The sequence below is a fragment of the Sphingomonas sp. 22176 genome (assembly GCF_052045505.1).
Lineage (GTDB): Bacteria > Pseudomonadota > Alphaproteobacteria > Sphingomonadales > Sphingomonadaceae > Sphingomonas.
Window position 1 is genome coordinate 106,260 of record NZ_JBQEPL010000001.1, and the last position, 25,210, is coordinate 131,469.

The 25,210-nt window shown below is 67.3% G+C and carries 26 protein-coding genes; 6 read left to right on the plus strand and 20 right to left on the minus strand.

The annotated features are described in order from the left end of the window. Positions 1-15 precede the first annotated feature (15 nt). The 18 genes from miaB to ACTJKY_RS00625 all read right to left on the minus strand — a co-directional run bounded on the left by miaB (position 16) and on the right by ACTJKY_RS00625 (position 14,256). A complete protein-coding gene (gene miaB, locus ACTJKY_RS00540) occupies positions 16-1,326 on the minus strand; it encodes a tRNA (N6-isopentenyl adenosine(37)-C2)-methylthiotransferase MiaB (RefSeq protein WP_440843477.1) in 1,311 nt (436 codons plus the stop codon). An 81-nt stretch (positions 1,327-1,407) separates the two neighbouring features. Then, on the minus strand, positions 1,408-2,289 hold the full coding sequence (locus ACTJKY_RS00545) for a lysophospholipid acyltransferase family protein (protein WP_440843479.1): 882 nt from the start codon (positions 2,287-2,289) through the stop codon (positions 1,408-1,410). Next, positions 2,267-2,689: a Fur family transcriptional regulator gene (locus tag ACTJKY_RS00550; RefSeq protein WP_066724328.1), complete on the minus strand. Its 423-nt coding sequence runs from the start codon at positions 2,687-2,689 to the stop codon at positions 2,267-2,269. The genes ACTJKY_RS00545 and ACTJKY_RS00550 overlap by 23 nt, the downstream gene beginning before the upstream one ends. Positions 2,690-2,824: 135 nt before the next feature. Further along, positions 2,825-3,241: a MucR family transcriptional regulator gene (locus ACTJKY_RS00555; RefSeq protein ID WP_064310290.1), complete on the minus strand. Its 417-nt coding sequence runs from the start codon at positions 3,239-3,241 to the stop codon at positions 2,825-2,827. A 110-nt stretch (positions 3,242-3,351) separates the two neighbouring features. Next, on the minus strand, positions 3,352-3,828 hold the full coding sequence (gene rimI, locus ACTJKY_RS00560; protein WP_440843482.1) for a ribosomal protein S18-alanine N-acetyltransferase: 477 nt from the start codon (positions 3,826-3,828) through the stop codon (positions 3,352-3,354). Further along, the gene (gene tsaB / locus ACTJKY_RS00565) at positions 3,825-4,466 is read right to left on the minus strand and encodes a tRNA (adenosine(37)-N6)-threonylcarbamoyltransferase complex dimerization subunit type 1 TsaB (protein WP_440843484.1); all 642 of its coding nucleotides are present in this window, start codon (positions 4,464-4,466) and stop codon (positions 3,825-3,827) included. Before tsaB ends, rimI begins: the two co-directional genes overlap by 4 nt. Positions 4,467-4,498: 32 nt before the next feature. Continuing rightward, complete coding sequence (locus tag ACTJKY_RS00570; RefSeq protein WP_440843486.1) at positions 4,499-5,092, minus strand: malonic semialdehyde reductase; 594 nt, start codon at positions 5,090-5,092, stop codon at positions 4,499-4,501. Between the two features lie 46 nt (positions 5,093-5,138). Continuing rightward, positions 5,139-5,714: a NifU family protein gene (locus ACTJKY_RS00575; protein ID WP_440845195.1), complete on the minus strand. Its 576-nt coding sequence runs from the start codon at positions 5,712-5,714 to the stop codon at positions 5,139-5,141. A gap of 78 nt (positions 5,715-5,792) precedes the next feature. Continuing rightward, positions 5,793-6,767: an oxygen-dependent tRNA uridine(34) hydroxylase TrhO gene (gene trhO, locus ACTJKY_RS00580; protein ID WP_440843488.1), complete on the minus strand. Its 975-nt coding sequence runs from the start codon at positions 6,765-6,767 to the stop codon at positions 5,793-5,795. 28 nt (positions 6,768-6,795) lie between these two features. Next, positions 6,796-7,155 (minus strand): HesB/IscA family protein, encoded by a 360-nt coding sequence (locus ACTJKY_RS00585; protein WP_440843490.1) that lies wholly within the window; start codon positions 7,153-7,155, stop codon positions 6,796-6,798. A gap of 136 nt (positions 7,156-7,291) precedes the next feature. Continuing rightward, positions 7,292-7,762, minus strand: a complete 471-nt coding sequence (locus tag ACTJKY_RS00590; RefSeq protein WP_121072159.1) for an SUF system Fe-S cluster assembly protein — start codon at positions 7,760-7,762, stop codon at positions 7,292-7,294. Then, the gene (locus ACTJKY_RS00595; protein WP_440843492.1) at positions 7,759-8,970 is read right to left on the minus strand and encodes a cysteine desulfurase; all 1,212 of its coding nucleotides are present in this window, start codon (positions 8,968-8,970) and stop codon (positions 7,759-7,761) included. Before ACTJKY_RS00595 ends, ACTJKY_RS00590 begins: the two co-directional genes overlap by 4 nt. Further along, positions 8,967-9,995, minus strand: a complete 1,029-nt coding sequence (locus tag ACTJKY_RS00600) for a SufD family Fe-S cluster assembly protein (protein WP_440845196.1) — start codon at positions 9,993-9,995, stop codon at positions 8,967-8,969. The genes ACTJKY_RS00595 and ACTJKY_RS00600 overlap by 4 nt, the downstream gene beginning before the upstream one ends. A 53-nt stretch (positions 9,996-10,048) precedes the next feature. Next, the gene (gene sufC, locus ACTJKY_RS00605) at positions 10,049-10,792 is read right to left on the minus strand and encodes a Fe-S cluster assembly ATPase SufC (RefSeq protein WP_440843494.1); all 744 of its coding nucleotides are present in this window, start codon (positions 10,790-10,792) and stop codon (positions 10,049-10,051) included. A gap of 5 nt (positions 10,793-10,797) precedes the next feature. Then, on the minus strand, positions 10,798-11,217 hold the full coding sequence (locus ACTJKY_RS00610) for a hypothetical protein (protein WP_440843496.1): 420 nt from the start codon (positions 11,215-11,217) through the stop codon (positions 10,798-10,800). 91 nt (positions 11,218-11,308) lie between these two features. Next, a complete protein-coding gene (gene sufB, locus ACTJKY_RS00615) occupies positions 11,309-12,772 on the minus strand; it encodes a Fe-S cluster assembly protein SufB (protein ID WP_440843498.1) in 1,464 nt (487 codons plus the stop codon). Next, the gene (locus ACTJKY_RS00620; RefSeq protein WP_440843500.1) at positions 12,772-13,284 is read right to left on the minus strand and encodes an SUF system Fe-S cluster assembly regulator; all 513 of its coding nucleotides are present in this window, start codon (positions 13,282-13,284) and stop codon (positions 12,772-12,774) included. Before ACTJKY_RS00620 ends, sufB begins: the two co-directional genes overlap by 1 nt. Positions 13,285-13,326: 42 nt before the next feature. Continuing rightward, a complete protein-coding gene (locus ACTJKY_RS00625; RefSeq protein WP_440843502.1) occupies positions 13,327-14,256 on the minus strand; it encodes a helix-turn-helix domain-containing protein in 930 nt (309 codons plus the stop codon). A gap of 238 nt (positions 14,257-14,494) precedes the next feature. Between ACTJKY_RS00625 and ACTJKY_RS00630 the strand changes: the two genes are divergently transcribed. The 3 genes from ACTJKY_RS00630 to ACTJKY_RS00640 are packed head-to-tail and all read left to right on the plus strand — an operon-like array spanning position 14,495 to position 19,061. Continuing rightward, entirely contained in the window at positions 14,495-15,472 is a 978-nt protein-coding gene (locus tag ACTJKY_RS00630; RefSeq protein ID WP_440843504.1) for a quinone-dependent dihydroorotate dehydrogenase, read from the plus strand. A gap of 39 nt (positions 15,473-15,511) precedes the next feature. Further along, positions 15,512-17,230: a gamma-glutamyltransferase gene (gene ggt / locus ACTJKY_RS00635; protein WP_440843506.1), complete on the plus strand. Its 1,719-nt coding sequence runs from the start codon at positions 15,512-15,514 to the stop codon at positions 17,228-17,230. Between the two features lie 46 nt (positions 17,231-17,276). Next, positions 17,277-19,061 carry an AMP-dependent synthetase/ligase gene (locus ACTJKY_RS00640; RefSeq protein ID WP_440843507.1) on the plus strand — a complete coding sequence of 595 codons (1,785 nt, stop codon included), beginning with the start codon at positions 17,277-17,279 and terminating at the stop codon, positions 19,059-19,061. 48 nt (positions 19,062-19,109) lie between these two features. On the opposite strand, the gene ACTJKY_RS00645 is transcribed toward ACTJKY_RS00640, so the two are convergent. After that, complete coding sequence (locus tag ACTJKY_RS00645) at positions 19,110-21,977, minus strand: M16 family metallopeptidase (protein ID WP_440843508.1); 2,868 nt, start codon at positions 21,975-21,977, stop codon at positions 19,110-19,112. Positions 21,978-22,161: 184 nt separating this feature from the next. Here ACTJKY_RS00645 and ACTJKY_RS00650 point away from each other — a divergent pair, with 184 nt between their 5' ends. The 3 genes from ACTJKY_RS00650 to ACTJKY_RS00660 are packed head-to-tail and all read left to right on the plus strand — an operon-like array spanning position 22,162 to position 23,716. Continuing rightward, positions 22,162-22,959 carry an aspartyl/asparaginyl beta-hydroxylase domain-containing protein gene (locus ACTJKY_RS00650; RefSeq protein WP_440843510.1) on the plus strand — a complete coding sequence of 266 codons (798 nt, stop codon included), beginning with the start codon at positions 22,162-22,164 and terminating at the stop codon, positions 22,957-22,959. 38 nt (positions 22,960-22,997) lie between these two features. Then, positions 22,998-23,414 (plus strand): VOC family protein, encoded by a 417-nt coding sequence (locus ACTJKY_RS00655; protein ID WP_440843512.1) that lies wholly within the window; start codon positions 22,998-23,000, stop codon positions 23,412-23,414. Next, positions 23,411-23,716, plus strand: coding sequence for a polyhydroxyalkanoic acid system family protein (locus tag ACTJKY_RS00660; RefSeq protein WP_440843514.1), 306 nt, complete (start codon positions 23,411-23,413; stop codon positions 23,714-23,716). Before ACTJKY_RS00655 ends, ACTJKY_RS00660 begins: the two co-directional genes overlap by 4 nt. Positions 23,717-23,731: 15 nt before the next feature. Here the strand turns inward: ACTJKY_RS00660 and ACTJKY_RS00665 are convergent, their stop codons facing one another. After that, positions 23,732-25,117: a PQQ-dependent sugar dehydrogenase gene (locus tag ACTJKY_RS00665; protein WP_440843515.1), complete on the minus strand. Its 1,386-nt coding sequence runs from the start codon at positions 25,115-25,117 to the stop codon at positions 23,732-23,734. Between the last annotated feature and the right edge of the window lie 93 nt (positions 25,118-25,210).

Sequence of the window (25,210 nt, forward strand, 5' to 3'; positions counted from 1 at the left end):
CGCACACGTTCGCGATCAAACCAAGGCCGGCGCCAGCGCCCGCCCGCCAAGCGAGTTCGGCCCGGCGCTGACCAGTTCGACCTCGATCAAGTCGCCGATCTTCGCGTCGGTTTCCAGATGGACCGATTGCAGCCAGGGCGACTTGCCGATCATCTGGCCGGGGCGGCGCCCCACCCGCTCGATCAGCACCGAACAGCGCCGGCCGACACTGGCCTCGTTGAATGCCTGCGAATGGCGGCCGAGCGCCGCCTGCAGCCGCTGGAGCCGCTCGTCGGCCACCGCGTCCGGCAGATACTGGTCGACCCATTCGGCCGCCGGGGTGCCCGGGCGCGGCGAATATTTGAAGCTGAAGCACTGTGCATAGCGCACCGCGTCGACCAGCTGCAGCGTCTCCTCGAACTCCGCCTCGGTCTCGCCGGGGAAGGCGACGATGAAGTCGCCCGACAGCGCGATGTCCGGCCGCGCGGCGCGGACGCGCTCGATGATGCGGAGATAGGAATCGCGCGTATGGCTGCGATTCATCGCCTTGAGGATGCGGTCACTGCCCGCCTGCACCGGCAAATGGAGGAACGGCATCAGCTTGGCCACATGGGCATGCGCCTCGATCAGCCCCTCGGCCATGTCGTTGGGATGGCTGGTGGTGTAGCGGATCCGCGACAACCCCTCGATCCGATCGAGCGCCACGATCAGGTCGTGCAAGCCCCGCCCATCGTCGTCGCTCCAAGCGTTGACGTTCTGGCCGAGCAGCGTGATCTCGCGCGCGCCGGCATCGACCAGCGCCTTCGCCTCGTCGACGATCGCCGCATAGGGGCGGCTGACTTCGGCGCCACGGGTATAGGGCACCACGCAATAAGTGCAGAACTTGTCGCAGCCTTCCTGCACGGTGAGGAACGCGCTCGCCCCCACCTTGCGGCGCGCGGGCAGCCTGCCGAACTTGCTGGCGATCGGCATGTCGGTGTCGAGGCCCAGCTGGCCCCTGGCAGCCTTGTCGACCAGCTCCGGCAAATTGTGATAGGCTTGGGGGCCGACCACCACGTCCACCTTGGCGCGGCGGGCGATTTCCTCACCTTCGGCCTGGGCGACGCAGCCGGCCACCGCGATCATCGGCTTGCCCGCTTCGCGCAGCTTGAGCCGGCCGATCTCCGAATAGACCTTCTCGGTCGCCCTCTCGCGGATGTGACAGGTGTTGAGGACAACGAGATCGGCCTGGTCCGCCTCCGCGGCGACAAGGCCCTGGGCGGCCATCAGCTCGCCCATGCGCTCGCCGTCATAGACGTTCATCTGGCAGCCGTACGACTTGACGTGATAGGTCTTGGGGGTGGTCATGATCGGCGCGCCTATACGCGGAAATGACGGCAGAAAACAGGCCTGTGGCACCTGCGCGCGCCCAGGAGACGCAGATAGCGTTCAGTCCTGCTGCTGCACCGGCGCCTTGTACCCGATCGGATCCTCAGCGAACCGGAACGGCCGCAGCGGATGCCCGAGCGTGCGCACCAGCGCCTCCTCGATCCGCCGGCGGCTCTCGGCCGCGATCGCCTTGCGACCGGGGAAGTCGCGCGGGTCGAAGGGTTCGAGGAAATGCACCCGCAGCCGGAAGCGCTGCTTGCGCGCCAGCACGCGCTTGGCGTTGTTGAGCCCCCGCTCCTGCCCGATCCAGGCGATGTCCTCGCCCGCCGCGCCATAATCGAGCATCACCGGCTGCACCATCACGCCCGGCGGCGGCGGCTCCAGCACGCGCAGCATCGGCGTCTTGAACGGCAGCAGCGACTTGCCATCGGTGGTCGTGCCCTCAGGGAAGATGGTCACCGCCCAGGTATCGGCCAGCGCCTCGCGCAGCTGGTTGATCTGCTCGGCGACACCCATACGATTCTCGCGCTTCACATAAACCGTACGGTTGAGGCTCGCGAGCCAGCCGACCAGCGGCGAGGCGCCGATCTCCGCCTTGGCGACGAAGGCCGTGCCGCTCGCCCCGCCCAGCGCGAGGATGTCGATCCAGCTGAGATGGTTGGAGACGTAGAACACGTCGCGCTTGAGCGGCGTGCCGACGCACTTCACCTTGGCGCCGGCAATCCGCGCCGCACTACCCAGGAACAGGCGCGGCCAGGGCGAGGGCAGCCGCACCAGCCGGAACAGATAATGGAGCGGCACATGCACCAGCAGCGCCAGCGCCAGTCGCGCGATGCGGAACCAGACGCGCGCCAGCTCCGCCCCGGTCAACCGGGTCGGCAGCCCCTGGGTCGCTTCCTCGCGGCGGCGCCGGGCGCGCTCAGTTCTTGCGCTCGAGCGCAACCCCGTAGAGTTCCATGCGGTGGTCGACGAGGCGGAAGCCGAGACGCTCGGCGATCTGCTTCTGCAGCAGCTCCAGCTCGGGATCGACGAATTCGATCACCTTGCCGCTCTCGACGTCGATCAGGTGGTCGTGATGCGCTTCCGGCGCCGGCTCATAGCGGGCGCGGCCGTCGCCGAAATCGTGGCGATCGAGGATGCCCGCCTCTTCGAACAGCCGCACCGTGCGATAGACGGTGGCGATGGAGATGCCGGGATCGATCGCGGCGGCGCGCTCATAGACCTTTTCCACATCGGGATGGTCGTCGGCATCGGAAAGCACGCGCGCGATCACCTTGCGCTGTTCGGTGATGCGCAGCCCTTTTTCGTGGCAGAGCGCTTCGAGATCAATCTTGCGAACCATGACACCGCTGTAGCGCCATTGGCGTCATCGGAAAAGGGCAAGCCGATCGCTAACGCTGATCGAGCAAATGCGAAAACGCCGGCCGCGGACGGGGGTCCGGGCCGGCGCTTCATACCTGTCCCTAGGGACGGGCGATCAGCGGGTCTTGCGACGCTTGGTGCCGAGGCCGATCTTCTTCGCTAGGCTGCGGCGCTGCTCGGCATAGTTCGGAGCGACCATCGGATAGTCGGCCGGCAGGTTCCACTTGGCGCGATACTGTTCCGGAGTCATCTGATAATGGGTCATCAGGTGACGCTTGAGCATTTTCAGCTTCTTACCGTCCTCGAGGCAGACGATATAGTCGGGCTTCACCGAAGCGCGCACCGAAACGGCCGGCTCCTGCTTCACTTCCGGCTCCGGCTGCACGGTACCGAGACCGGTGAGCGCGCCGTGCACGTTCTGGATGAGCTGCGGCAGGTCCGATACGGCGACGCTGTTGTTGCTGACGTGCGCAGCGACAATATCAGCAGTCAGCGCAATCAGGGTTTCCTGAATTTCAGATGAAGCTTCCATGATATTCCTTTCGACCCGTTCATGGCGACTATTCTGGATGTCGCCTGCAGCGTCCTATCGTGCGAAGCATCGTCATTGGCAAGAGATCTACGTCGCAATGGTTGCAATTTTTACGCAAGCGGACGTGCCAAAGTGAGAGCATCTGATGTCAGGCCACTAGTACCGCGATAATAGCCGCGTCGTTCGCCGATCTTCTCGAAACCCTCACGCTGATAGAGGCGGATTGCTCCATTGCCTGCGCGGACTTCGAGATGGAGTTTGGCGGCACCGCGATTGCGTGATTCCGCGATTACCGCGCGCAACAACGCTCCGCCCACGCCCCGACCGCGTGCGCCGGGACCGGTCGCCAGCAACAACAATTCGGCTTCGTCGAGCATCGCCCGCGCCATCGCAAAGCCGACATCGCGGCCGCCGATGCTGGCAACGACCAGCCACACGCCCGAAAGCGCCATCATCCCCACGCATTGCGATTGGGTCCAGGCTTCGCCGAATTCGGGATCGAAGGCGGCCTGCATGATCCGGTTGACCGAGATCAGATCGTGCACCCCGCCTTCGCGGAGCTCGATCGCCTCGGGCGCGGCGCTCATGCGAGCCCCCGCTCGGCGAGCGTCTTGGCGTCGGGTCCTCGGCCATAGAGCGGGCGCGGCGGCAGCGTGGCGAAGTCGGGCGGGAGCAGCACGGCGTCGGCGGCGCGGGGCAGCGCGTCGCGCAGGTCCAGCCCCTCGGCCAGCGAGGCGAGGCGACGGACGCCGCTGCCGAACGCGGGGCGGCCGTGGAGCGCGGCCAGCGCCGCCTCCGGCTGCAGCGAGGCGAGCGGCGCGGTTTCGATCAGCGGTGTCGCGAAATGCTGCACGAAGACTTCGCCGTGCCCACCTTCGAGCACTACCGATAGCCGATCCAGCGCAGGGTCACCGGCGAATCCGGCCGCCGCGATCAGGGCGAGCGAGGAATAGCCGTGCACCGGCACGCCCCAGCCGATCGCAAGCCCTCGCGCGGCGGCAAGGCCCACGCGCACGCCGGTAAAGCTGCCCGGGCCGACATCGACCAGGATCGCGTCGGCACGGCCACCGCCGGGCAGCTCGCCGATCATCGGGATCAGCCGCTCGGCATGGCCGCGGCCGACCAGTTCGTGCCGTTCGGCAAGAACGAGATTGTCCGCCAGCAAGGCTACCGAACAGGCAGCAGTGGCGGTTTCGATCACGAGCAGTCGCGGGGCTTCAGCCATCGCCCCGCGCTACCCAAAGAAGTGGGGGCAGGTCAAATCACCCGGTTGAACTGATCGAATGCCGGACGCGGCGAACGCGCGTGGACGCTCGAGAGATCACCAACGCCCAGCGTCGAGATGAAGTTCGACTTCACCCCCGGCTGATCGGCGAAGAACGCCTCGTCGACCTTGGCATTGTCGAAGCCCGACATCGGGCCGGTATCGAAGCCCAGCGCACGCGCGGCGATGATGAAATAGGCGCCCTGCAGCGAGGAGTTGCGGAACGCCTGTTCGCGGCGGCCTTCCTCGCTCGGGAACCAGTTCTTCGCCTCGGGCGCGTGCGGGAAGAATTCCGGCAGATGCTCGTGGAAGTTGATGTCGTAGCCGATGATCACGCTGGCGGGTGCCTTGCGGATCTTGTCGGCATTGCTGCCGCTCGACAGGCTGGCGAGCTTGTCCTTGCCGTCCTGGCCCAGCACCCACACGAACCGCGCCGACTGCTGGTTGACCGACGTCGGCCCCATCTTCAGCAGGTCATAGATCGCCTCGATATCGGCCTGGGTCACGGCCTGGTCGGTATAGCCGTTGAAGCTCCGCGCGGTGCGGAAGATCGTATCGAGGGCGACGTCGTTCAGCGGCTGGCCCATGGCCTGCGGTCCTTTCGTGTAGGGAAGGCGGGAAGCGGGTGCGCGATCAGATCGCGCGCACCTCGGTAACTTCGGGAACGTAATATTTGAGCAGCTGCTCGATGCCGTTCTTCAGCGTCGCGGTGGACGAGGGGCAGCCCGAGCAGGCGCCCTGCATCTGGAGGAACACCTTGCCCTCATTAAACCCGCGATAGACGATGTCGCCGCCGTCATTGGCGACCGCAGGGCGGATGCGCGTGTCGATCAGCTCGCGGATCTGCGCGACGATGTCGGCATCCTCGGGATTGTCGCCGAAATCGGCGCTTTCTGGCGGCACGGTGAAGCCGGCGGCCGAGCCTGCCATGAACAGCGGCATGTTGGCCGAGAAATGATCGAGCAGGATGCCGAGCACGTCGGGCTTGAGGCTCAGCCATTCGACGCCGGGCGCGGCGGTGACCGAAATGAAGTCGCGGCCGAAGAACACGCCGGTCACGTCGCCCAGGCTGAACAGCGCGGTGGCGAGCGGCGAGGCTTCCGCCTCCTCGGGGCTGGCGAAGTCGCGGGTGCCCGCCTCCATCACGATCCTGCCGGGCAGGAACTTGAGCGTGGCGGGGTTGGGCGTGGCTTCGGTCTCGATGAGCATGCCGCTCACATGGGCGTGTCCTTGCGCCGGATCAAGCCGCGCGCGGGAAACCCTGTGTTGCCGGTGCTGAAGTTCCGTTCACGCGTCCGGCTCGGCGGCGGGATAGACCTTGCCGACATGCGGCTCCCCGCGGGTGGCGGCGAAGCGCTCCTGCCGATGGCGTTCGCGGTAGCGTTCGCGGTCTTCGTCGGTACGCTCGTCATAGCAGGCGGCGCAGCTCACCCCCGCCTCATAGCGTGGCGAGCGGCGGTCGTCGGCGCTGACCGGGCGGCGGCAGGCATGGCAGAGTTCATAGCTGCCGGGCGCCAGGCCGTGGCCCACCGTCACCCGCTGGTCGAACACGAAGCATTCGCCGTCCCACAGGCTCTGCGCCTCGGGCACCTTCTCCAGATAGTTGAGGATGCCGCCCTTGAGGTGGAACACGTCCTCGATGCCCTCGGACTTGAGGAAGGCGGTCGACTTCTCGCAGCGGATGCCGCCGGTGCAGAACATCGCGACCTTGGGTGCCGCCTCGCCCTTGCCCAACAGTTCCTCGCGGTGCGCGCGGAACCAGTCGGGGAAGTCGCGGAAGCTCTTGGTGTGCGGGTCGATGGCGCCGCGGAAGGTACCGGCGGCAACCTCATAATCGTTGCGCGTGTCGATCAGAATCGTGTTCGGATCGGCGATCAGGTCGTTCCAGTCCTCGGGCGCGACATAGGTGCCGACGCTGGCGAGCGGATCGATGTCCGGCTGGCCCATCGTCACGATCTCGCGCTTGAGGCGGACCTTCATCCGGTAAAAGGGCTGCTCGGCGGCGCGGGCGTATTTCACATCGAGCCCGGCGCAGCCCGGCAACGCGCGGATATGGTCGACCACGGCGGCGATGGCGTCGTCGCTGCCGGCGATGGTGCCGTTCACGCCCTCGCGCGCGAGCAGCAGCGTGCCCTTCACGCCCTGCGCGCAGCAGAGCGTCGCCAGCGGCCCCTGCAGCGCCGCCGGATCGTCGAACCGGGTGAATTGGTAGAGCGCCACCACACAGATCGGCAGCGCGGCAGTGTCCGCAGCTTCAGTCATTTCGCCGGATCTACTCCAGCCGGCGCAATTAGACCATGAAGCTTTCGCCGCAGCCGCAGGTGCCCTTGGCATTGGGGTTGGTGAAGACGAAGCCGGCGGTGAAGTCGTCCTCCACCCAGTCCATCGTCGAGCCGATCAGATAGAGCACCGAGGCGCCGTCAACGAAGAAGGTGCCGCCGGGCGTCTCGATCTTCTCGTCGAGCGGCTTGGCCTCGCTGACATAGTCTACCGAATAGGCGAGCCCCGAGCAGCCCTTGCGCGGGGTGGAGAGCTTGACGCCGACCGTGCCTTCCGGCGCCTTCGCCATCAGCGCGGCGATGCGCGCCTCGGCGGCGGGGGTCAGGAGAAGCGCGGCGGGGCGCTGGCGGGAAGTGGTCGCGGTGGTCATCGTCTCTTCTACCTTCTTCCCCTCCCGCGTGCGGGAGGGGACCGAGGGGTGGCGCCCGCCCTCCGCGAGCGCTCCGGATATTGGGTGCCGGGGGCCCACCCCCAACCCCCTCCCGCACGCGGGAGGGGGCTAGGAATTACAACATCCCCAGTTCCAGCTTCGCCTCGTCGCTCATCTTCTGCGGGTCCCAGGGCGGATCCCAGACGAGGTTGACGTCGGCCGTCGCGATGCCCGGCACCGCACTCACGCGAAGCTCGACCTCGCCCGGCATCGATTCCGCGACGGGGCAATGCGGCGTGGTCAGCGTCATGGTGATCGCGGCATGGCCGTTCGCCGTGATATCGACGCCGTAGATCAGCCCCAAATCGTAGAGATTGACCGGGATTTCCGGGTCATAGATCTCCTTGAGCGCATCGATCACCGCCTCGTACAGGGGTCCGCCCGGCTCGCCGGCACCGGGCTCGACCGGCTTCTGCGAGAGGAAGCCGGAAAGATAGTCGCGCTGCCGCTCGGCGGCCGGCTCTGCGACGGCCTCGTCGACGCGCGCCTTAGGCGGTGCCTCGACGGCCTCGACCTCTTCCACCACGATCCTGCGTTCTTCGTTCATCCGAAGATCCTCGTCACTCGTTCGATACCCTTGACGAGCGCGGCGACGTCCGCCGGCCCGTTATACACGCCGAAGCTCGCCCGCGCGGTGGCGGGGACCTCCAGCAATTCCATCAGCGGCTGGGCGCAGTGATGCCCGGCACGGATCGCGACATTGCCCTCGTCGAGGATCGTCGCGACATCGTGCGGGTGCACGCCCTCCACCGCGAAGCTGACGATGCCGGCGCTGTCGGCCGGCCCGTACAGCCGCACACTGTTGATGCCAGCGAGCGCAGCGCGCGTCTCCGTCACCAGCGCAGTTTCGTGCGCGTGGATGCGGTCCAGCCCGATGCCGTCGACATAGTCGATCGCCGAATGCAGCCCGACCACGCCGACAATGTGCGGGGTGCCCGCCTCGAAGCGTCCCGGCGGCGGCGCATAGGTGGTCTTGGCAAAGCTGACCCGATCGATCATCGATCCGCCGCCCTGATAAGGGGGCATCGCGTCGAGCAGCTCGTAGCGGCCCCACAGCACGCCGATGCCGGTCGGGCCATAGAGCTTGTGGCCGGAAAAGACATAGAAGTCGCAGCCGAGCTCGGCGACGTTGACGGGCAGCCGGGCAACCGCCTGGCAGCCGTCGATCAGGATCTTGGCGCCAACGCTATGGGCCAGCTCGGTCGCGCGGCGGACGTCGAGCACCGAGCCGAGCACGTTCGAGACATGGGCGAGCGCGACCAGCTTGTGCCGGCCGGTCAGCATCGCCGCCATCGCGTCGAGGTCGATGCGGTGGTCGGCGGTGAGCGGCACCACGTCGATCTGCGCGCCGATCTTCTCGGCGACCATCTGCCACGGCACGATGTTCGAATGATGCTCGAGCGCCGAGAGCAGGATGCGGTCGCCGGCCGTGAGCTGGGTAGCCGCGTAGCACTGCGCTACGAGGTTGATCCCCTCGGTCGCGCCACGGACGAACACGACTTCTTGCGCCTTGCCACCGATGAACTTCGCCACTCGCGCCCGCGCCGCCTCGAAGGCGAGCGTCATGTCGGCCGAACGCTGATACACGCCGCGATGCACAGTGGCATAGGTCTCGCCATAGCCGCGCGCGATCGCGTCGAGCACCGGACGGGGCTTTTGCGAGGTCGCGGCGGTGTCGAGATAGGCCCAGCCTGCGGGGATCGCGGGGAAGTCCGCGAGCACGTCGAGCGGGGCGGCGGTGGTCAGGACGCTCACAGCGCCGCCTCCAGCCACTTCGCCGCATCTGCTGCGAACGCCTCGCGCACCGGCTCCTCGCCGATCCGCGCCAGCGCGTCCGCGACGAAGGCATGGGTCAGCAGCGCCTTGGCCTGCGTTTCCTCGATGCCCCGGCTCTGCAGATAGAAAAGCGCGTTGCGATCGAGCTCACCGACGGTGGCGCCATGCGCGCACTTCACGTCGTCGGCGAAAATTTCGAGTTCGGGCTTAAGGTTCACCGTCGCGGTGCGCTGGAGCAGCAGCCCGCGCAGCGACTGTTCGCCGTCGGTCTTCTGCGCGCCGCGCGCTACTTCCACCCGCGCGGCGAGGCTCGCCACCGACTGGTCGGCAGCGACCGCGCGCCAGATCTGCCGCGAGCTGCCCTCGACCTGCTCGTGGCGTACCGCAACTGCGGCTTCCTGCCGCTGCGTACCGCTGGTGAGCAGCGCGCCGCCCATTTCGGCAAAGGCGCCCTTGCCGGTGAGCGTCAGCGCGCCGTCGATGCGGCTGCCCATACCGCCGGCACCGAGGAAGATCGACACCAGGCTCGCCGCCTCGCCGATCTCGGCCTCGTCGCGGATCGAGACGAAGCCGCCGGTCTGCACCAGCCGCACCGATCGCATCAGCCGCGCGCCCTTGCCGAGCGCGATGGCGGTCAGCCGGTTCGCCCAGCCGGTGCCGGCGAAGGTTTCGACCACCGAGGCGACGGCATCGTCGGCGAGCAGGATGCGCGCGGGAACATGATTCTCGCCGCCGGTGCCGATGTGGACGATCTGGATGCAGGTCGCGGCATGCTCGGGACCCAGGTGCAGCGCCCAGCCCTCGCCCACGGCAAGGCTGCCGAGCGGGTGATCGGTCGCGGCGATCTGGCGGGTGACTTCTACGGGACCCGGGCGGCTATGCGCGGGCTCGAACACGCCGTCGATAAAGCACAGCCGCGGGCCGTCGATGTCGAGGAACAGGCTTGCCGGATCGACGCCCGCCTGTGCCTGTGGGCTCTCGGCGGCAGCGCGCAGCGTGTCCATGTCGGACCAGCGCCACGCCTCCGCCTTCTTGGTGGGGAGATCGAGCGCCACGGTCACGCCGCCAGCGCTCCATAGCCTTCGCGCTCCAGCTCCAGCGCGAGTTCAGGCCCGCCCGAGCGGACGATGCGGCCGCCTGCCAGCACATGGACGAAGTCCGGCTGCACATAATCGAGCAGGCGCTGATAATGGGTGATCAGCAGCACGGCCTTGTCGGGCGCGCGCATGATGCGGTTGATGCCCTCGCCCACAGCCTTCAACGCATCGATGTCGAGGCCGCTGTCGGTCTCGTCGAGGATCGCGAGCTTGGGGTTCAGGATCCCCATCTGCACCATCTCGTTGCGCTTCTTCTCGCCGCCCGAGAAGCCGACATTCACCGGCCGCTTGAGCATCTCCGCATCCATGCCGAGCGCTGCCGCCTGGGCGCGCGCCAGCTTGAGGAACTCGGCACCCGAGAGCGGCGCCTCGCCGCGGTTGCGGCGCTGGGCATTGGCTGCCTCACGCAGGAACTGGACGTTGGACACGCCGGGGATCTCGACCGGATATTGGAAGCCGAGGAACAGGCCGGCGGCGGCGCGCTCGTGGGGCTCCAATTCCAGCAGATCCTGCCCATCGAAGGTGACGCTGCCGCTAGTCGCCTCATAGCCGCCCCGGCCGCCAAGGACGTATCCAAGCGTCGACTTACCGGCGCCGTTCGGGCCCATGATCGCGTGCACTTCGCCCGCGTTCAGCGACAGGGTCAGGCCCTTGAGGATTTCCTTGCCGTCGACTTCGGCGTGCAGGTTCTGGATGTTCAGCATGGGGTTCAGATCGCCACGGTCACGAGAGAGAGGGTCTTGGGCTTGGCGCCCGCGTCATAGGCATCGACCAGGGAGCCGTCGGGCAGCTTCCACATGATCTTGTACTGCTTGGGCGCGCTCACGCTGGCCTTGATATCGGCTTCGATCGCGTCGAGCACCGGGGTCAGCTTGTGCCACGCGCTCGGCTGGTAGGGCCGATCGTTGAGCAGCAGGCGGCCGGCCTGGAAATCGGAATCGAGGAAATCGCGGCACTGCTTGATCGCACCGGCGACCTTGGCAGCGCGCGCACCCGCGTCGGCCGGCGCGGTGCCGATCGCGCGGACGATGCAGCGCGCATGGTTGGTCGCCGCGCCGAACTGGGCCGAGCTGTCGATCGCGACGCCGCCCTGGAAGGCGAAGGCAACGGCGAGAAGGGCGTTCAACATGCACGATACTCCTGCAGGCCCGGAACGCGGCCCAGCGTCGTTATTACGTCAGCCGACATGAGCGCAGGCTGAGCGGAGGCAGCGGAACGGATCATCCGACTGAGCCTTCGAGCGAGATGCCGAGCAGCTTCTGCGCCTCCACCGCGAATTCCATCGGCAGCTGCTGCAGCACTTCGCGGGCGAAACCGTTGACGATCAGCGCCACCGCCGCTTCCTGGTCCAGCCCGCGCTGGAGCGCGTAGAACAGCTGGTCGTCGCTGATCTTACTGGTGGTCGCCTCATGCTCGATCTGCGCGCTCGGGTTCTTCACCTCGATGTACGGCACGGTGTGTGCACCGCACTGGTCGCCGAGCAGCAGCGAGTCGCACTGGGTGAAGTTGCGGACATTCTCCGCGCTCGCCGCCACGCGGACCAGCCCGCGATAGGTGTTGTCGCTGCGCCCGGCCGAGATGCCCTTCGACACGATGGTCGAGCGGCTGCCCTTGCCGAGATGGATCATCTTGGTGCCGGTATCGGCCTGCTGGCGATTATTGGTCACCGCCACCGAGTAGAATTCGCCGACACTGTTCTCGCCCGCGAGCACGCAGCTCGGGTACTTCCAGGTGATCGCCGAGCCGGTCTCGACCTGGGTCCAGCTCACCTTGGAGTTGCGGCCCTGGCACAGCGCGCGCTTGGTGACGAAATTGTAGATGCCACCCTTGCCGTTCTCGTCGCCGGGATACCAGTTCTGGACGGTGGAATATTTAATCTCGGCATCGTCGAGCGCGACCAGTTCCACCACGGCGGCGTGCAGCTGGTTCTCGTCGCGCATCGGCGCGGTGCAGCCTTCGAGATAGGAGACATAGGCGCCCTTGTCGGCGACGATCAGCGTGCGCTCGAACTGGCCGGTATTCTCCGCATTGATGCGGAAATAGGTGGAAAGCTCCATCGGGCACCGCACGCCTTCCGGCACATAGACAAAGGTGCCGTCGGAGAAGACCGCGCTGTTGAGCGTCGCGAAATAATTGTCGCGCTGCGGCACCACCTTGCCAAGCCACTTCTGGATCAGCTCGGGATATTCGCGGATCGCCTCGCTGATCGACAGGAAGATGACACCCGCCGCCTTCAGCTCGGCACGGAAGGTCGTCGCGACCGACACGCTGTCGAACACCGCGTCGACCGCGATCTTGCGCGCGCCCTCGACGCCGGCGAGTACCTTCTGCTCCTCGATCGGGATGCCGAGCTTCTCGTACGTCCGGCGAATTTCCGGATCGAGCTCGTCGAGGCTGGTGATCGTCTTCTTCTGCTTCGGCTCGGCGTAATAATACGCGTCCTGATAGTCGATCGGCGGCACGTCGAGCTTGGCCCAGTCCGGCGCCTCCAGCGTCTGCCACAGGCGGAAGGCCTTCAAACGCCAGTCGAGCATCCATTCGGGCTCGTTCTTCTTGGCCGAGATGTAGCGGACGGTATCCTCGCTCAGCCCCTTGGGCGCGAACTCCTGTTCGACGTCGGAGGCGAAGCCCCATTCATACTTCTTGTTCGCGGCGGCGAGCGCCTCGGCATTCTTGGTGGCCATCAGAAAGATACCTGGCTTTCCCCGGCGAGCACCGGAGAAGGAGAAGAAAGGTCGGAAGCGGAAGGCGCGTGCCCATGCAACGACGGGGCGAGCCCCGCAAGCGCCGGGGGATTGCTGAGGCTGGCGAGACTGACCTGGGCGAGCGCCGAGCGCACCGCGTCGCTCACCACGCCCCAATGCGGCTTCACCCGGCAAGCGCCCTCGACGGCGCAATCATGCCGGGCCGAATCGACGCAGACGGTCAGCGCGATCGGGCCCTCGATGGCCTCGACGATATCGGCAAGGCTGATCGCTGCGGGCGGGCGCGCGAGCCGGAAGCCGCCGCCGGTGCCGCGTGCGCTCTCGATCAGGCCCGCGGCGGAGAGCTTGCTCACCAGCTTCTGAACGGTCGGAAGCGGCAGCCCGGTTTCGCCCGCCAGCAGCGTCGCATTCAGCCGGCACGACGCACCGCAGTGGCGCGCAGCAGCGGCCAGCATCACCACGGCATAGTCGGCAAGGCTCGAAAGACGCATCGACTCCCAATCGGACAAAGTTGATCCGATTGGCATGTGGGCCTAGCGACCGCTTAGGTCAACTGTCTCGGGGATCACATCCGGGAGAAAGTGGAACTTCTCGTGCTCGAGCGTGACGGCGAGCACCGGATCGATGCCGTCGCGCAGCGAGCCCGGGGTCTGGCCGGTGAAATGCTTGATCTCGTTGATCATGTGCGACTGGTCGGCAAAGGGCGCCATCACCTCGGCGAGCGGCGCGCCCTGGTGGATGCGCATCGCCGCGCCGATCGCGCGGAACTTGCGGCGCAGATGGTTGGGCGGCCCCGCGAAATATTCCTTGCACAGCCGCTGCACCTGGCGCTGGCCCATGCCGGTCTCCGCCTCCATCGCGTCGTACAGCGCGTCGATCGTTGGATCGCCCGAGGCCGCCCATTCGCGAACGATGCGGAGAAAGGCGATATGCGCCTTGGGCACGCGCCGGGAGGCATCGATGCGGCGCAGCAGGAACGGCTCGACCACGGCCACCATATCCTCCAGCGTATCGAGATCCCGAAGCTGCGCGTGCAGCGCGTGGACTTCCGGCCCGAAGATGTCGCCGCCGTCCACCAGCCGGTCCGCCACCTGGTCCGCCGGACGGCCGACCAGGCTGCGCCAGCCCATGCCGCGCAAGGAGATGCCGAAGCAGCGGAACGGCCCCTCGATCCGATAGGTCCAGTGCGCCGTTCCCGGGCCGTTGACCATTACCGGCAACGTTGTCTCGCTATGGCCGTCCGGAAACTTCACGGAACCGCCACCTTGCAGGCAGAAGCGCCACTGGCCGAGATCGACGCGCTCGACGCCCTCAATGCACGGCGCGTCGATATGGGCGAGATAAAAGCTCTCGACATGCGGTATCAGCCGCCCGGTGGACGGCTGAAAGCGAATATCGAGAGCGCGTGCCGCGGCGCTCTCGCGCGCAGCAATTGCCACCTGGCCCTCTTCGGTGCCACGCATGCGAAGCTGTTCCCCTGTGCCTCGGTTCGTCGCACAGCTGGAGCATGCTCGCGCAGAAAGCGCAACGGAAAAGAGGCCCGGCCGGTTACCCGGCCGGGCCCAAAGGAAAGGGTTCCCCCCGTTAAGCGGAACCCCTCGGGTCGCAGGGATGCTCTACCCGATTCGGGAGGCCCGGTATTGTACGGAATCGACATTCTCGCCTTTGACGACGTTTGCCTTGCGATGCATGAGCGCTTTTATGGGCAAGATTCTTCGCAACATGGTCTTCGCGCTCGATCCCGAGCGGGCACATCGCGCGGCGATTCGCGCGCTTGCGCTGTGGGGCGGCGCCGGCGCGCCCTTCGGTAGCGGCCCCGAATCGGCGACGCCGGTGACGCTGGCAGGACTGACCTTCCCGAACCGAGTCGGGTTGGCCGCGGGGCTCGACAAGGATGCCGAAGCGATCGCGGGCCTGTTCGGGCTGGGCTTCGGCGCGGTCGAGGTAGGCACGCTCACCCCGCGCCCGCAGCCGGGCAATCCCAAGCCCCGCCTGTTCCGGCTGGTCGAGGACGAGGCGGTTATAAACCGCATGGGCTTCAACAATGGCGGGATCGACGCGGCGCTGGCACGGGTCGCGCGGCTGAAGCAGCGGCCCGGCATCCTCGGCATCAATGTCGGCGCCAACAAGGAGTCGACCGACCGCGTCGCCGATTATGCGCTGGGCGTCACCAAGGCCGCGCGCCATGCCGACTATATCACGATCAACGTCAGCTCGCCCAACACCCCAGGCCTGCGCGATCTCCAGTCGCGGCCCGCGCTCGACGAGCTGCTGGCCGCCGCACACGCAGCGCGCGGCACCACACCGCTGTTCCTGAAGGTCGCGCCCGATCTCGATCGCGCCGGGCTGGAAGGCGCGGTGCGCGCGGCGATCGACCAGCATGTCGATGCGCTGATCGTCTCCAACACGACCATTTCGCGCCCGCCGCTCGCCTCATCCCATGCGGGTGAGGCCGGCGGGCTTTCGGGCAAGCCGCTCAAGGAACTCGCCCGCGCCAAGCTGATCGAGGCGCGGGACGTCTCGGGCGGGCAGCTGCCGCTGATCTCGGCAGGCGGCATCGACGGCCCCGACGAGGCCAAGCGCCGGATCGAGGCGGGTGCGGTGCTGGTGCAGGTCTATTCGGCATTGCTCTATCGCGGGACCGGTCTGGCACGCGACATCGCCAGGGCACTCGCCTGACGGCTTGCCTCCGGGGCAAAGCGCGCTACGCCTAGGCCCATGAGAAAAACGGTCGCGCTGCTCCTCCTGCTGTTCACGCCGCTGCTTGCCCATGCTCAGGGCATGGTGAGCGCGGCTGACCCCCGCGCCGCGGCGGCGGGGGTCGAGATTCTGCGCGAAGGCGGCAGCGCCACCGACGCGGCAATCGCGACGATGCTGGCGCTGGGCGTGGTCGAGCCGCAGAGCTCGGGGCTCGGCGGCGGCAGCTTCCTGGTGCTGTACGATGCCAAGACCAAGGCGATGACGACGGTGGACGGTCGCGAGACCGCACCGATGGCCGCCGACGACCATTGGTTCTACGACGCCGCCGGCAAGCCGCTCAGCCATTTCGCCGCGGTGCCCGGCGGGCGCAGCGTCGGCGTGCCGGGGGCGCTGCGGGCAATGGCGCTGGCGCATCGCCAGTCGGGCAAGCTTGCCTGGGCCAGGCTGTTCGCCCCCGCCATCCGCCTTGCCCGCGACGGCTTCGTGCTGAGCCCGCGGATGAACAATTCGCTGACTCAATTCTCGGGCCATGTTGATCCAGCCTATCGCGCGCTGTTCTTCGGCACCGACGGCAAGCCGCTGCCCGCGGGCACCACCGTGCGCAACCCAGAGCTGGCCGCACTGCTCGAACGCATCGCAAGCCAAGGCCCCGACAGCTTCTATGTCGGCCCGCAGGCGGCCAAGCTGGTCGCGACGGTGAACGGTGCCGCGCGCAATCCTTCGAAGATGACCGCCGGTGACCTCGCTGCGTATGACGCCAAGGCCCGGCCGGTGCTGTGCGGGCGCTACCGCGGCTACAAGGTCTGCTCGATGGGCCCGCCGTCCTCGGGCGGCATCACCGTGCTGATGATCCTGGCGCAGCTCGAACGCTTCGACATGGGGGATCTCGGCAAGGACTCGGCCACCGCCTGGCACCTGTTCGCCGAAAGCTCGCGGCTGGCTTATGCCGATCGCGACCTGTATCTCGGCGATCCGGATTTCGTGTCGGTGCCGCTGAAGGGCCTGCTCGATCGCAGCTATATCGCCAGCCGGTCCAAGTTGATCGACTCTGCCAAGACCATGACCAGCATCGCCGCAGGCACGCCGCCGGGCGCACCCAAGCGCGTGAAGGCCAAGGTGCAGGAAGTCGCCGGCACCACCGACCTCGCGGTGACGGACGGCGCAGGCAATGTCGTCGAAGTGACCACCACCGTGGAAGGCCCGTTCGGATCGGGGCTGACCGTCGACGGCATGATCCTCAACAACCAGCTCACTGATTTCGACATCGTGCCGGTCAAGGACGGGTATCTGGTGGCCAATCGGGTCGAGGGCGGCAAGCGGCCGCGCAGTTCGATGGCGCCGACGATCGTGTTCGGGCCCGACGGCAAGGTGCGCCTCGCGGTCGGCGCCGCGGGCGGGTCGACGATCATCGCGCAGGTGGCGAAGGCGATCGTCGGCGTCGTCGACTGGAAGCTATCGGCACAAAACGCGATCGGCCTCGGGCTGCTCTACGCGCCGGGCAAGACCGCGACCGCCGAGCAGGGCACCCAGCTCGATGCGATGCTGCCGGCGCTGCGCGCACTGGGCGAGGACGTCCGCGCCGCGCCGATGGGCCTCAAGGCCAATGCGATCGAGCGCGTGGGCGGCCGCTGGGTCGGCGCCGCCGATCCGCGCAGCGAAGGCGTGGCGATGGATCAGGACGGCACGGTAACGGTTATACAGCGGGTGGGCGCCAAGCCCAACCGCCCGTCGGAATGACGCGGGACGCCAAGGATAAGATGGGGCGCCTGCAGGGGGAGTAGGAATGCGCAAGCTCGAACGTTTCGACAATCTGGTGACGATGTTCTTCCGGCGTGCCGAAGAGAAGGGCGACGCGCCCTTCCTCTGGAACAAGACCGGGGGGACGTGGCACCCGACCAGCTGGGCCGAGGCGGCGCGGCATGTGGCGAGCCTCGCCACCGCGCTCAAGGCGCTGGGGCTGAAGCCCGGCGACCGGGTGATGCTCGTCTCCGAGAACCGCCCCGAATTCTGCATCAGCGACCTCGCGATCATGGCCGCGGGCTGCGTCACCGTCCCCACCTACACCACCAATACCGAACGCGATCACCAGCATATCCTGGAGAACTCCGGCGCCTGCGCGGTGATCGTCTCCAACACCAAGCTCGCCAAGACGCTGCTGCCGGCGATGCTGCGCTCCTCGGCGGGACGCATCGTAATCGGCATCGACGACGTTCGCCTCGCCCAGCAGGGCAGCCTGGAGTTCCACGACTTTCGCGAACTGATCGCCGCCCACGCGACCGATGTCGCGACCGTAGCCGCGCAGGCCACGTTCAAGCGCGAAGACCTTGCCTGCATCATCTACACCAGCGGCACCGGCGGATCGCCGCGCGGGGTGATGCAGCATCACGGCGCGATCCTGCACAATTGCCAGGGCTGCACCGCGATCATCTCCGAGGATTTTGGCTGGGGCGAAGAGGTGTTCCTGTCCTTCCTCCCCCTCTCCCACGCTTATGAGCATACCGGCGGCCAGTTCTTCCCGATCGCGCTTGGCGGGCAGATCTATTATGCCGAGGGGCTGGAGAAGCTCGCCTCGAACATCGAGGAAGTGCGCCCCACCATCATGGTCGTGGTGCCGCGGCTGTTCGAGGTGCTGCGCACCCGCATCACCAAGCAGGTGGAAAAGCAGGGCAGCGTCGCCAGCTTCCTGCTCGAAAAGGCGGTGGCGATCGGCGGGCGCAAGGCGGCGGGCAAGTCCCGCATCGCCGACGCGCCGATGAACCTGCTGCTGAGCGCGACACTGCGGCCCAAGCTCGCCAAGCGCTTCGGCGGACGGATCAAGGCGCTGGTCTCCGGCGGCGCGCCGCTCAACCCGGAAGTCGGCATCTTCTTCGAATCGCTCGGCCTCACCTTCCTGCAAGGCTATGGCCAGACCGAGTCCGCGCCGGTCATCTCGTGCAACCGGCCCAAGGTCGGGCTCAAGATGGACACGGTCGGCCCGCCGATGGACGATGTCGAGGTCCGCATCGCCGAGGACGGCGAGATCCTGGTGCGCGGCGAGCTGGTGATGCACGGCTATTGGCGCAACGAGGCCGAGACCGAGCGCGTGCTGAAGGATGGCTGGCTCCATACCGGCGACATCGGCGAGATCGATGCCAAGGGCCGCATCAAGATCACCGATCGCAAGAAGGACATCATCGTCAACGACAAGGGCGACAATGTCTCGCCGCAAAAGATCGAGGGCATGCTGACGCTCCAGCCCGAGATTCTCCAGGCGATGATCTATGGCGACAAGCGGCCCTACATGACTGCGGTGATCGTGCCCGATCCCGAATGGGTGCAGGAATTCTGCGCCAAGACCGCAACGCCGTGCAAGTTCCGTAACCTCTCCCGCGACGCCGATTTCAAGGCGACGATCGGCGCCGCCGTGGAGCGGGTGAACCGCGACCTCTCGGTGGTCGAGCGGGTACGCAAGTTCATCCTCGCAGACGAGGCCTTCACCATCGAGAACGAGCAGCTGACGCCGAGCATGAAGATCCGGCGGCACGTGCTGAAGGCGGTGTACGGCGAGCAGCTGGGCGCGCTGTACTGACCTTGTTCCCCCTCCCGCAAGCGGGAGGGGGAATAGTAGCTCGCTCGCTTACTTCGCAGCCTTCTCCGGCAGCACCACCATGGTCCAATCCTTGTCCGGCCGCAGATACTTGGCCGCCAGCGCCTGCAGCTCGGCCGGCGTGGTCGCGGCATAGTCCTTCGCCAGGCTGCGCATGCCCGCGATCCGTGCCGGATCCTGGGTACCGCCCTCGACCAGGTTCATCCAGAACATGTTGCCGCTCGACATGCGCAGCAGCTGCTGCTTGAGCGGGGTCAGCGCGCGGTTGAGCTCGTCGGCGTCGATCGGCTTCGCCACCAGGTCCGCCGCGATGTCACGGGCGAGCTTGAAGAAGAAGTCGGTCTTGTCCGGCGGCACCATGCCCAGCGCAGCGATCTTGCCGCCGGTCGACAGGCCCAGCGGCCAATCGCTCATCACGTTGGGCGAATAGCTGACACCCGCCTGGATGCGCAGCTGCTCGATCAGCCGATCACGGAACACCGCGGTCAGGATCTCGAGCTTGCGGCTCTCGGCGAGGCCGGCGCTGCCGCCACCCGTCGGCCAGGCTATCACCGCCGCGGCCTGGTCCACCGCGCCGGTGTGCGTGCGCACCACCGGCGTCGTGACGTGCGCCGGGAAGCGCACCGGGGCACCGCTTTCCTTGCCGTCGGCGCGCGGCTTGAGCGCGCCGAAGCTCGCCGCCACTGCCTGCACCGTCGCGTCGGCGTTCAAGTCGCCGAAGATCTCGACCTCGATCGGGCCGGTCTGGAGCAGCGGCTCCCAGAAGGCGCGGAACGCCTGCGGGGTGAGCGCCACCACTTCCTCACGGCTCGGCACGCCCCAGCGCGGATCACCGTCGTGGAGCAACACGTCGAGGTCACGACCGAGCACGGCGTCGGGCGAAGCCGACAGGCCGGCATAGGAAGCGAGCGTCGCCGCCTTGGCGCGGGTGATCGGGTTGGGGTCCCAGCCGGGTGCGGCCAGCTTGGTCGCGAACAGGCGGAGCTGGTCGGCCAGATCCTCCTTGTTGGTCTGCGCTTGGAAGACGAAGGCGTCTTCCTCGATATCGAAGCCGAGTCCGATCTGGCGGTTGCCGGTGAGCGCATCGAGCTCCTCCTGGCCGAACTTGCCGATGCCGCTGGCCATCAGCGCGGTCTTGCCCGCCCAGCCCGGCACGCGCTTGTCCCCCGGCATCGCGCGGAGACCGCGACCGAAGCGGATATTGACCCACACCTTGCCGGTCTCGGAGGTGTCCTCGCGCATCAGCAGCTTGACGCCATTCGCGTAGGTGACTTCATCGATCGCGAGATCGGGGTCGATCCGCTTGCGCTCCACCACCTTGCCGGGTGCGCCGATGCGCGGCAGCTGATCGAACTTCACGTTAAGCGAACGGCGCTTCATCGCTGCCGCCTTCACATCCGCCTGAAGCGCGGTGGTCACCTTTCGCACCACGTCGGGATCGGGCGCATGGGTGTTGACCAGCGCGCGCGTCGCAGTGCCCTCGAACACCTTCTTGGCCGAGGCCTGGACGGCCGCCGGCGTGAACATGCGCGCCGCGATCGCGCCCTTGAAGATCGCATAGGAAGCCTCGGGCGTCGTCACCGTCTCGTTGATGTCGACCGCCTGGACGAGGTCGTCGGCCAGCGACACCGCCGATTCCACCGGCGCGGTGGAGATGCGGTTGCGCATCACCGAGTCGATCTCGCCAAGCTCGCGGTCGATCTCGGCCTGGCTCGGCGGGGCGGCCATCAGCTCGGCGGCGGTGGCGCGGACGTCGCGCAACGCGCTTTCCCAATCGTCGCCGGTGGGCAGGACGCTAAGCGTGGTGACGTTGGCCGAACGCGCGATGTCGTCCAGATCCGCTCCCGCGGCGATGAACGACGCGCCCGAACGCGCGCGCGATTCAAGGCGGCGATTGAGGATGCGGATCGCCACCATGTCGATCATGCGCTTCTGGTTGAAGATCACCGTATCGGCATAGACCGTCCAGGGCCGCACGATCGCCATCAGTGCCATCGGCTGCAGCGCCGGTTCGACGATGCTGGCCGCGATCGGGTGATCGGCCTCGGGCTTGCCGAAATCAGGGGTCTTGGGCGCCTCGCCCTTGCCCTGCCAGCTCGAGAAATATTTGTTGATCATCGCCTCGAGCACCGCCGGATCGACGTCGCCGATGGCGATCACCGTGGCGCGTTCGGGGCGGTACCAGCGATCGTGGAAGGCCTGCACGCTGGCCGGCGTGGCGGCGTTGAGCGCCTCCACCGTGCCGATCGGCTCGCGATCGGCGAGCGGCTGGCCCGCGAAGATCAGCTGATAGAGCGCATCCTGCATCCGCTTCTGCGGCGCAGGCTGCTCGCGGCCCTCGGCCAGCACCACCGGCCGCTCTGCGTTGAGCGACGCTTGCGTGATCGCCGGATTGGCCATCATGCCGGAGAGGATCTTGAAGCTCTCGTCCAGCCCCGCGGGCGTCGCGTTGGGCAGGTCGAGCTTGTAGGTCGTGCTGATGAACGTCGTCGCGGCGTTGCTGTCCGATCCGAAGGTCACGCCCAGCCGCTGCCAGATCCGCTTCGAATCGCCATCGGGCACATAGGTCGAGCCGCGGAAGCTGAGATGCTCGAGGAAATGGGCGAAGCCGCGTTCGGAGTCGCGCTCCATCAGCGAGCCGGCGTCGATGCGGACGCGGATCGAGATCTGCCCCGGCGGCACGCCGTTCTTGCGCACCGCATAGCGCACGCCGTTGGAAAGCTGCCCGAACTTCCATTTGTCGTCATGAACGAGGTCGCTGCCCTTGTAGAGCCAGGGATCCTCGGCGGTCTGGACCCCCTCGGGCCGGCCTTGCGCCAGCACCGGGGTGGGCAGCGACGGGGCAGCGAGTGCGAGGAGAAGCAGGGCGAAGCGCGGCATGCGCGGACGTGAGAACATGAAGCCCTTTCTAGAGGCGAGTGGCGCGGCATGCCACCGGCAACCTTTCTGCCGGATGTACGCCACAAGAATCCATGGACCCGCCATGTTTTGGACCCAAGTGACGGCCTAGACCCGAGCCATAGATTGTTGCGTTGCAGCACCGAACTGCGGGCGTAACGTGGAAGCTGCGGGGAAGTTGCGCGTGGACATTGCCACCAGCGAGGCGCCGGTCGGGCGGATGGGCGACATTGCCCTTCTCCCCGAGTCTCGCCCGCGCCCCCGCCCGCTGCTGTTGCGCTGGGGCAAGCATCTGCGCGGCACCTTCGATCGGCTGATCGCAACCTCCTCGCTGGTGCCCAACACGCCGGTGCTCGACATGCGCGCCTTTCCGTGGACCGCGGCGCTGCGGGCAGAATGGGAAGCGATCCGCGACGAGGCGCTGGCAGCCATCGGCACCCAGCCGGGCGCGCCGTCGCTCGCCGCCATTTCCCCCGATCACCGCGCGATCGCGCCGCTGGGCAAATGGCGCGGCCTGTTCCTATGCGGCTATGGCTACCGAGTCGACGAGAACCTCGCGCGCTGCCCGCGCACCTCGCGGCTGATCGAGCAGGTGCCCGGCCTCAACAGCGCGATGTTCTCGATCCTCGCGCCCGGCACGCACATCCCGGCGCATCGCGGCGTCACCAAGGGGCTGATCACCTGCCATCTGGGGCTGGTCGTGCCGCGCGACGGAGACGTGCGCATGCGGATCGGCAGCCGCACCCTTCGCTGGGCCGAGGGCGAGACTTTGGTGTTCGACGACACCTATGATCACGAAGTGTGGAACGACAGCGCCCATACCCGCATCGTGCTGCTGATCCAGTTCCGCCGCCCCTTGCGCAACCCCGGTCGCTGGATCGCCGACACGCTGCTGGGCGTGCTGCGCCGCTCGGCCTTCGTGCAAGAGGCGCGGGCAAATCTGCGGCGGTGGCATCGCGGCGAGAGCATCGCCGACGCCTGAGCGTTGTCGGGACAGTGGCAGGCGGCTAAGCCAGGCCCATGCCACGTCCTTTCCATCTCGCCTTCCCGGTCCACGACCTTGCCGCCGCACGCGCCTTTTACGGCGAACTGCTCGGCTGCCCCGAGGGGCGCTCGTCGGCGCAGTGGATCGACTTCGACCTGTTCGGCCACCAGATCGTCGCGCATCTTGATGCCGCCGCGAAGCCGGTCGCGACCACCAACCCGGTCGACGGCCATGACGTGCCCGTGCCGCATTTCGGCGTGGTGCTGACGATGGAAGACTGGCGCGCGCTCGCCGCGAAGCTGGAGGCAGCCGACGTCGCCTTCGGGATCGCGCCGCATATCCGCTTTCAGGGCCAGGCGGGCGAGCAGGCGACGATGTTCTTCCGCGACCCCAGCGGGAACGCGCTGGAATTCAAGGCGTTTGCCGATGACGCCATGGTATTCGCAAAATGATCCCGCAGACGATCAGCGTCGATATTCCCCACCAGCTCGGCCGCGAGGGCGCCCGGGCGCGGATCGATTCGAAGATCGGCCGGCTTGCCGACAAGATCCCCGGCGGCGCCACGGTCGAGCATCGCTGGGACGGCGACAGCCTCCACTTCACCGTCGCAGCCATGGGCCAGCAGGTGGTCAGCCGGCTCGACGTGCAGGACACGCAGGTTCATGCCGAGATCGCCCTGCCCGGCATGCTCGCGCTGTTCGCGGGCAAGATCCGCGAGATGCTGGCCAAGGAAGGCCCCCGGCTGCTCGCCTGAGGGCCCCTGGATGGGTCAGCGCGCCGCGCTCACCCGCCAGACCATGTTGCCGACGTCGTCCGCCACGAGCAGCGCGCCGCCCGCCCCGGTGATCACCGCGACCGGGCGGCCCTGTGCCTCGCCCTTGGCGTTGAGGAACCCGGTGAGCACATCCTGCAGCTTGGCGCCCTTGGCCGGGAAGCCGTTGTCGCCGAACGGCACGAATACGACCTTGTAGCCCGACGGCGGCTGGCGGTTCCACGAACCGTGCAGGCCGACGAACGCACCGTTCGCATAGGCACCGCCCAGCCGCGCGCCGTCGGCGAAGGTCAGGCCCAGCGGCGCGGTGTGGGCGCCCAGCGCAAAGTCGGGACGGCGGACATATTCGCGCAGATCGGGACGGCCCGGCTCCACGCGCTTGTCCTCATAGCCACCCCAATATTGCCAGGGCCAGCCGAAGAAGGCGCCGAGATCGACCCGGCTCATATAATCCGGCGGCATGTCTGAACCGAGCATGTCGCGCTCGTTGACCACCGCCCACAGCGCCTGGGTCTTGGGCTCGAAGGCCATGCCGTTGGCGTTGCGGATGCCCCAGGCGAAGATGCGGCTGGTCTTGGTCGCGGGATCGACCTCGAGGATCACCGCGCGGTTGGTCGGCTGCGCGGCGGCTGCCGCCATCTGGCCCGGGCTTTCTGCGGTGTAGATCGGGCCCTCGGCTGCCAGCCCGTCCTCGGCGATGTTCGACGAGGAGCCGATGCTGACATAGAGGTGCTTGCCGTCGAGCGACGCGACCACGTTGCGCGCCCAGTGATTGCCGCCGCCGGGCAGCGACAGGATCTTCTCCGGCTTGGCGCTGATCTTGGTCTGCCCTTCGATATAGGGATAGCGGACCAGCGAATCGGTGTTGGCGACGTAGAGCGACCCGTTGGCCAGCGTCATCCCGCTCGGCGAGTTGAGCCCGGTGAGAAACACCGTGCGCATATCCGCCACGCCGTCGCCGTCGCTGTCGCGCAGCAGGGTGATGCGATTGGCCGAGGCGCCGCCCGCGCCCGCCTTGTTCATCAGGATGCCCATCACCCAGCCGGTGATGCCGCCGTTGGTCCGCGGCGGCGAGTTGCTCTCCGCCACCAGGATGTCGCCATTGGGCAGCTGGTACAGCCAGCGCGGGTGATCGAGCTTGTCGGCGAACCGCTGTACCTTGAGGCCCGCGGCGGCCTTGGGCGCGGCACCCGCCGCCCAGCCGACCGCCTTGGCGACGCCCACGGTGGGGATGGTCTGGTAGCGCGGCGCGCTGATATCGGGCTCGCGCCCGGTGACGGCGATCTCGGGGAGCGAGGCGATATCCGGACGACCGAGCCAGTACCAGGCGGCACCGCCAGCGACGATCAGGATGGCGAGGGCGATCAGGAGGCGCTTGAGCATGGCGCCAGCGATAAGGGGCAGCGCGCGCAAATCCAATGCGATTCTGCGGACGGCCGCTTGACTTCGCACGGGCGCGGGCAAGAGTGTCGGTTC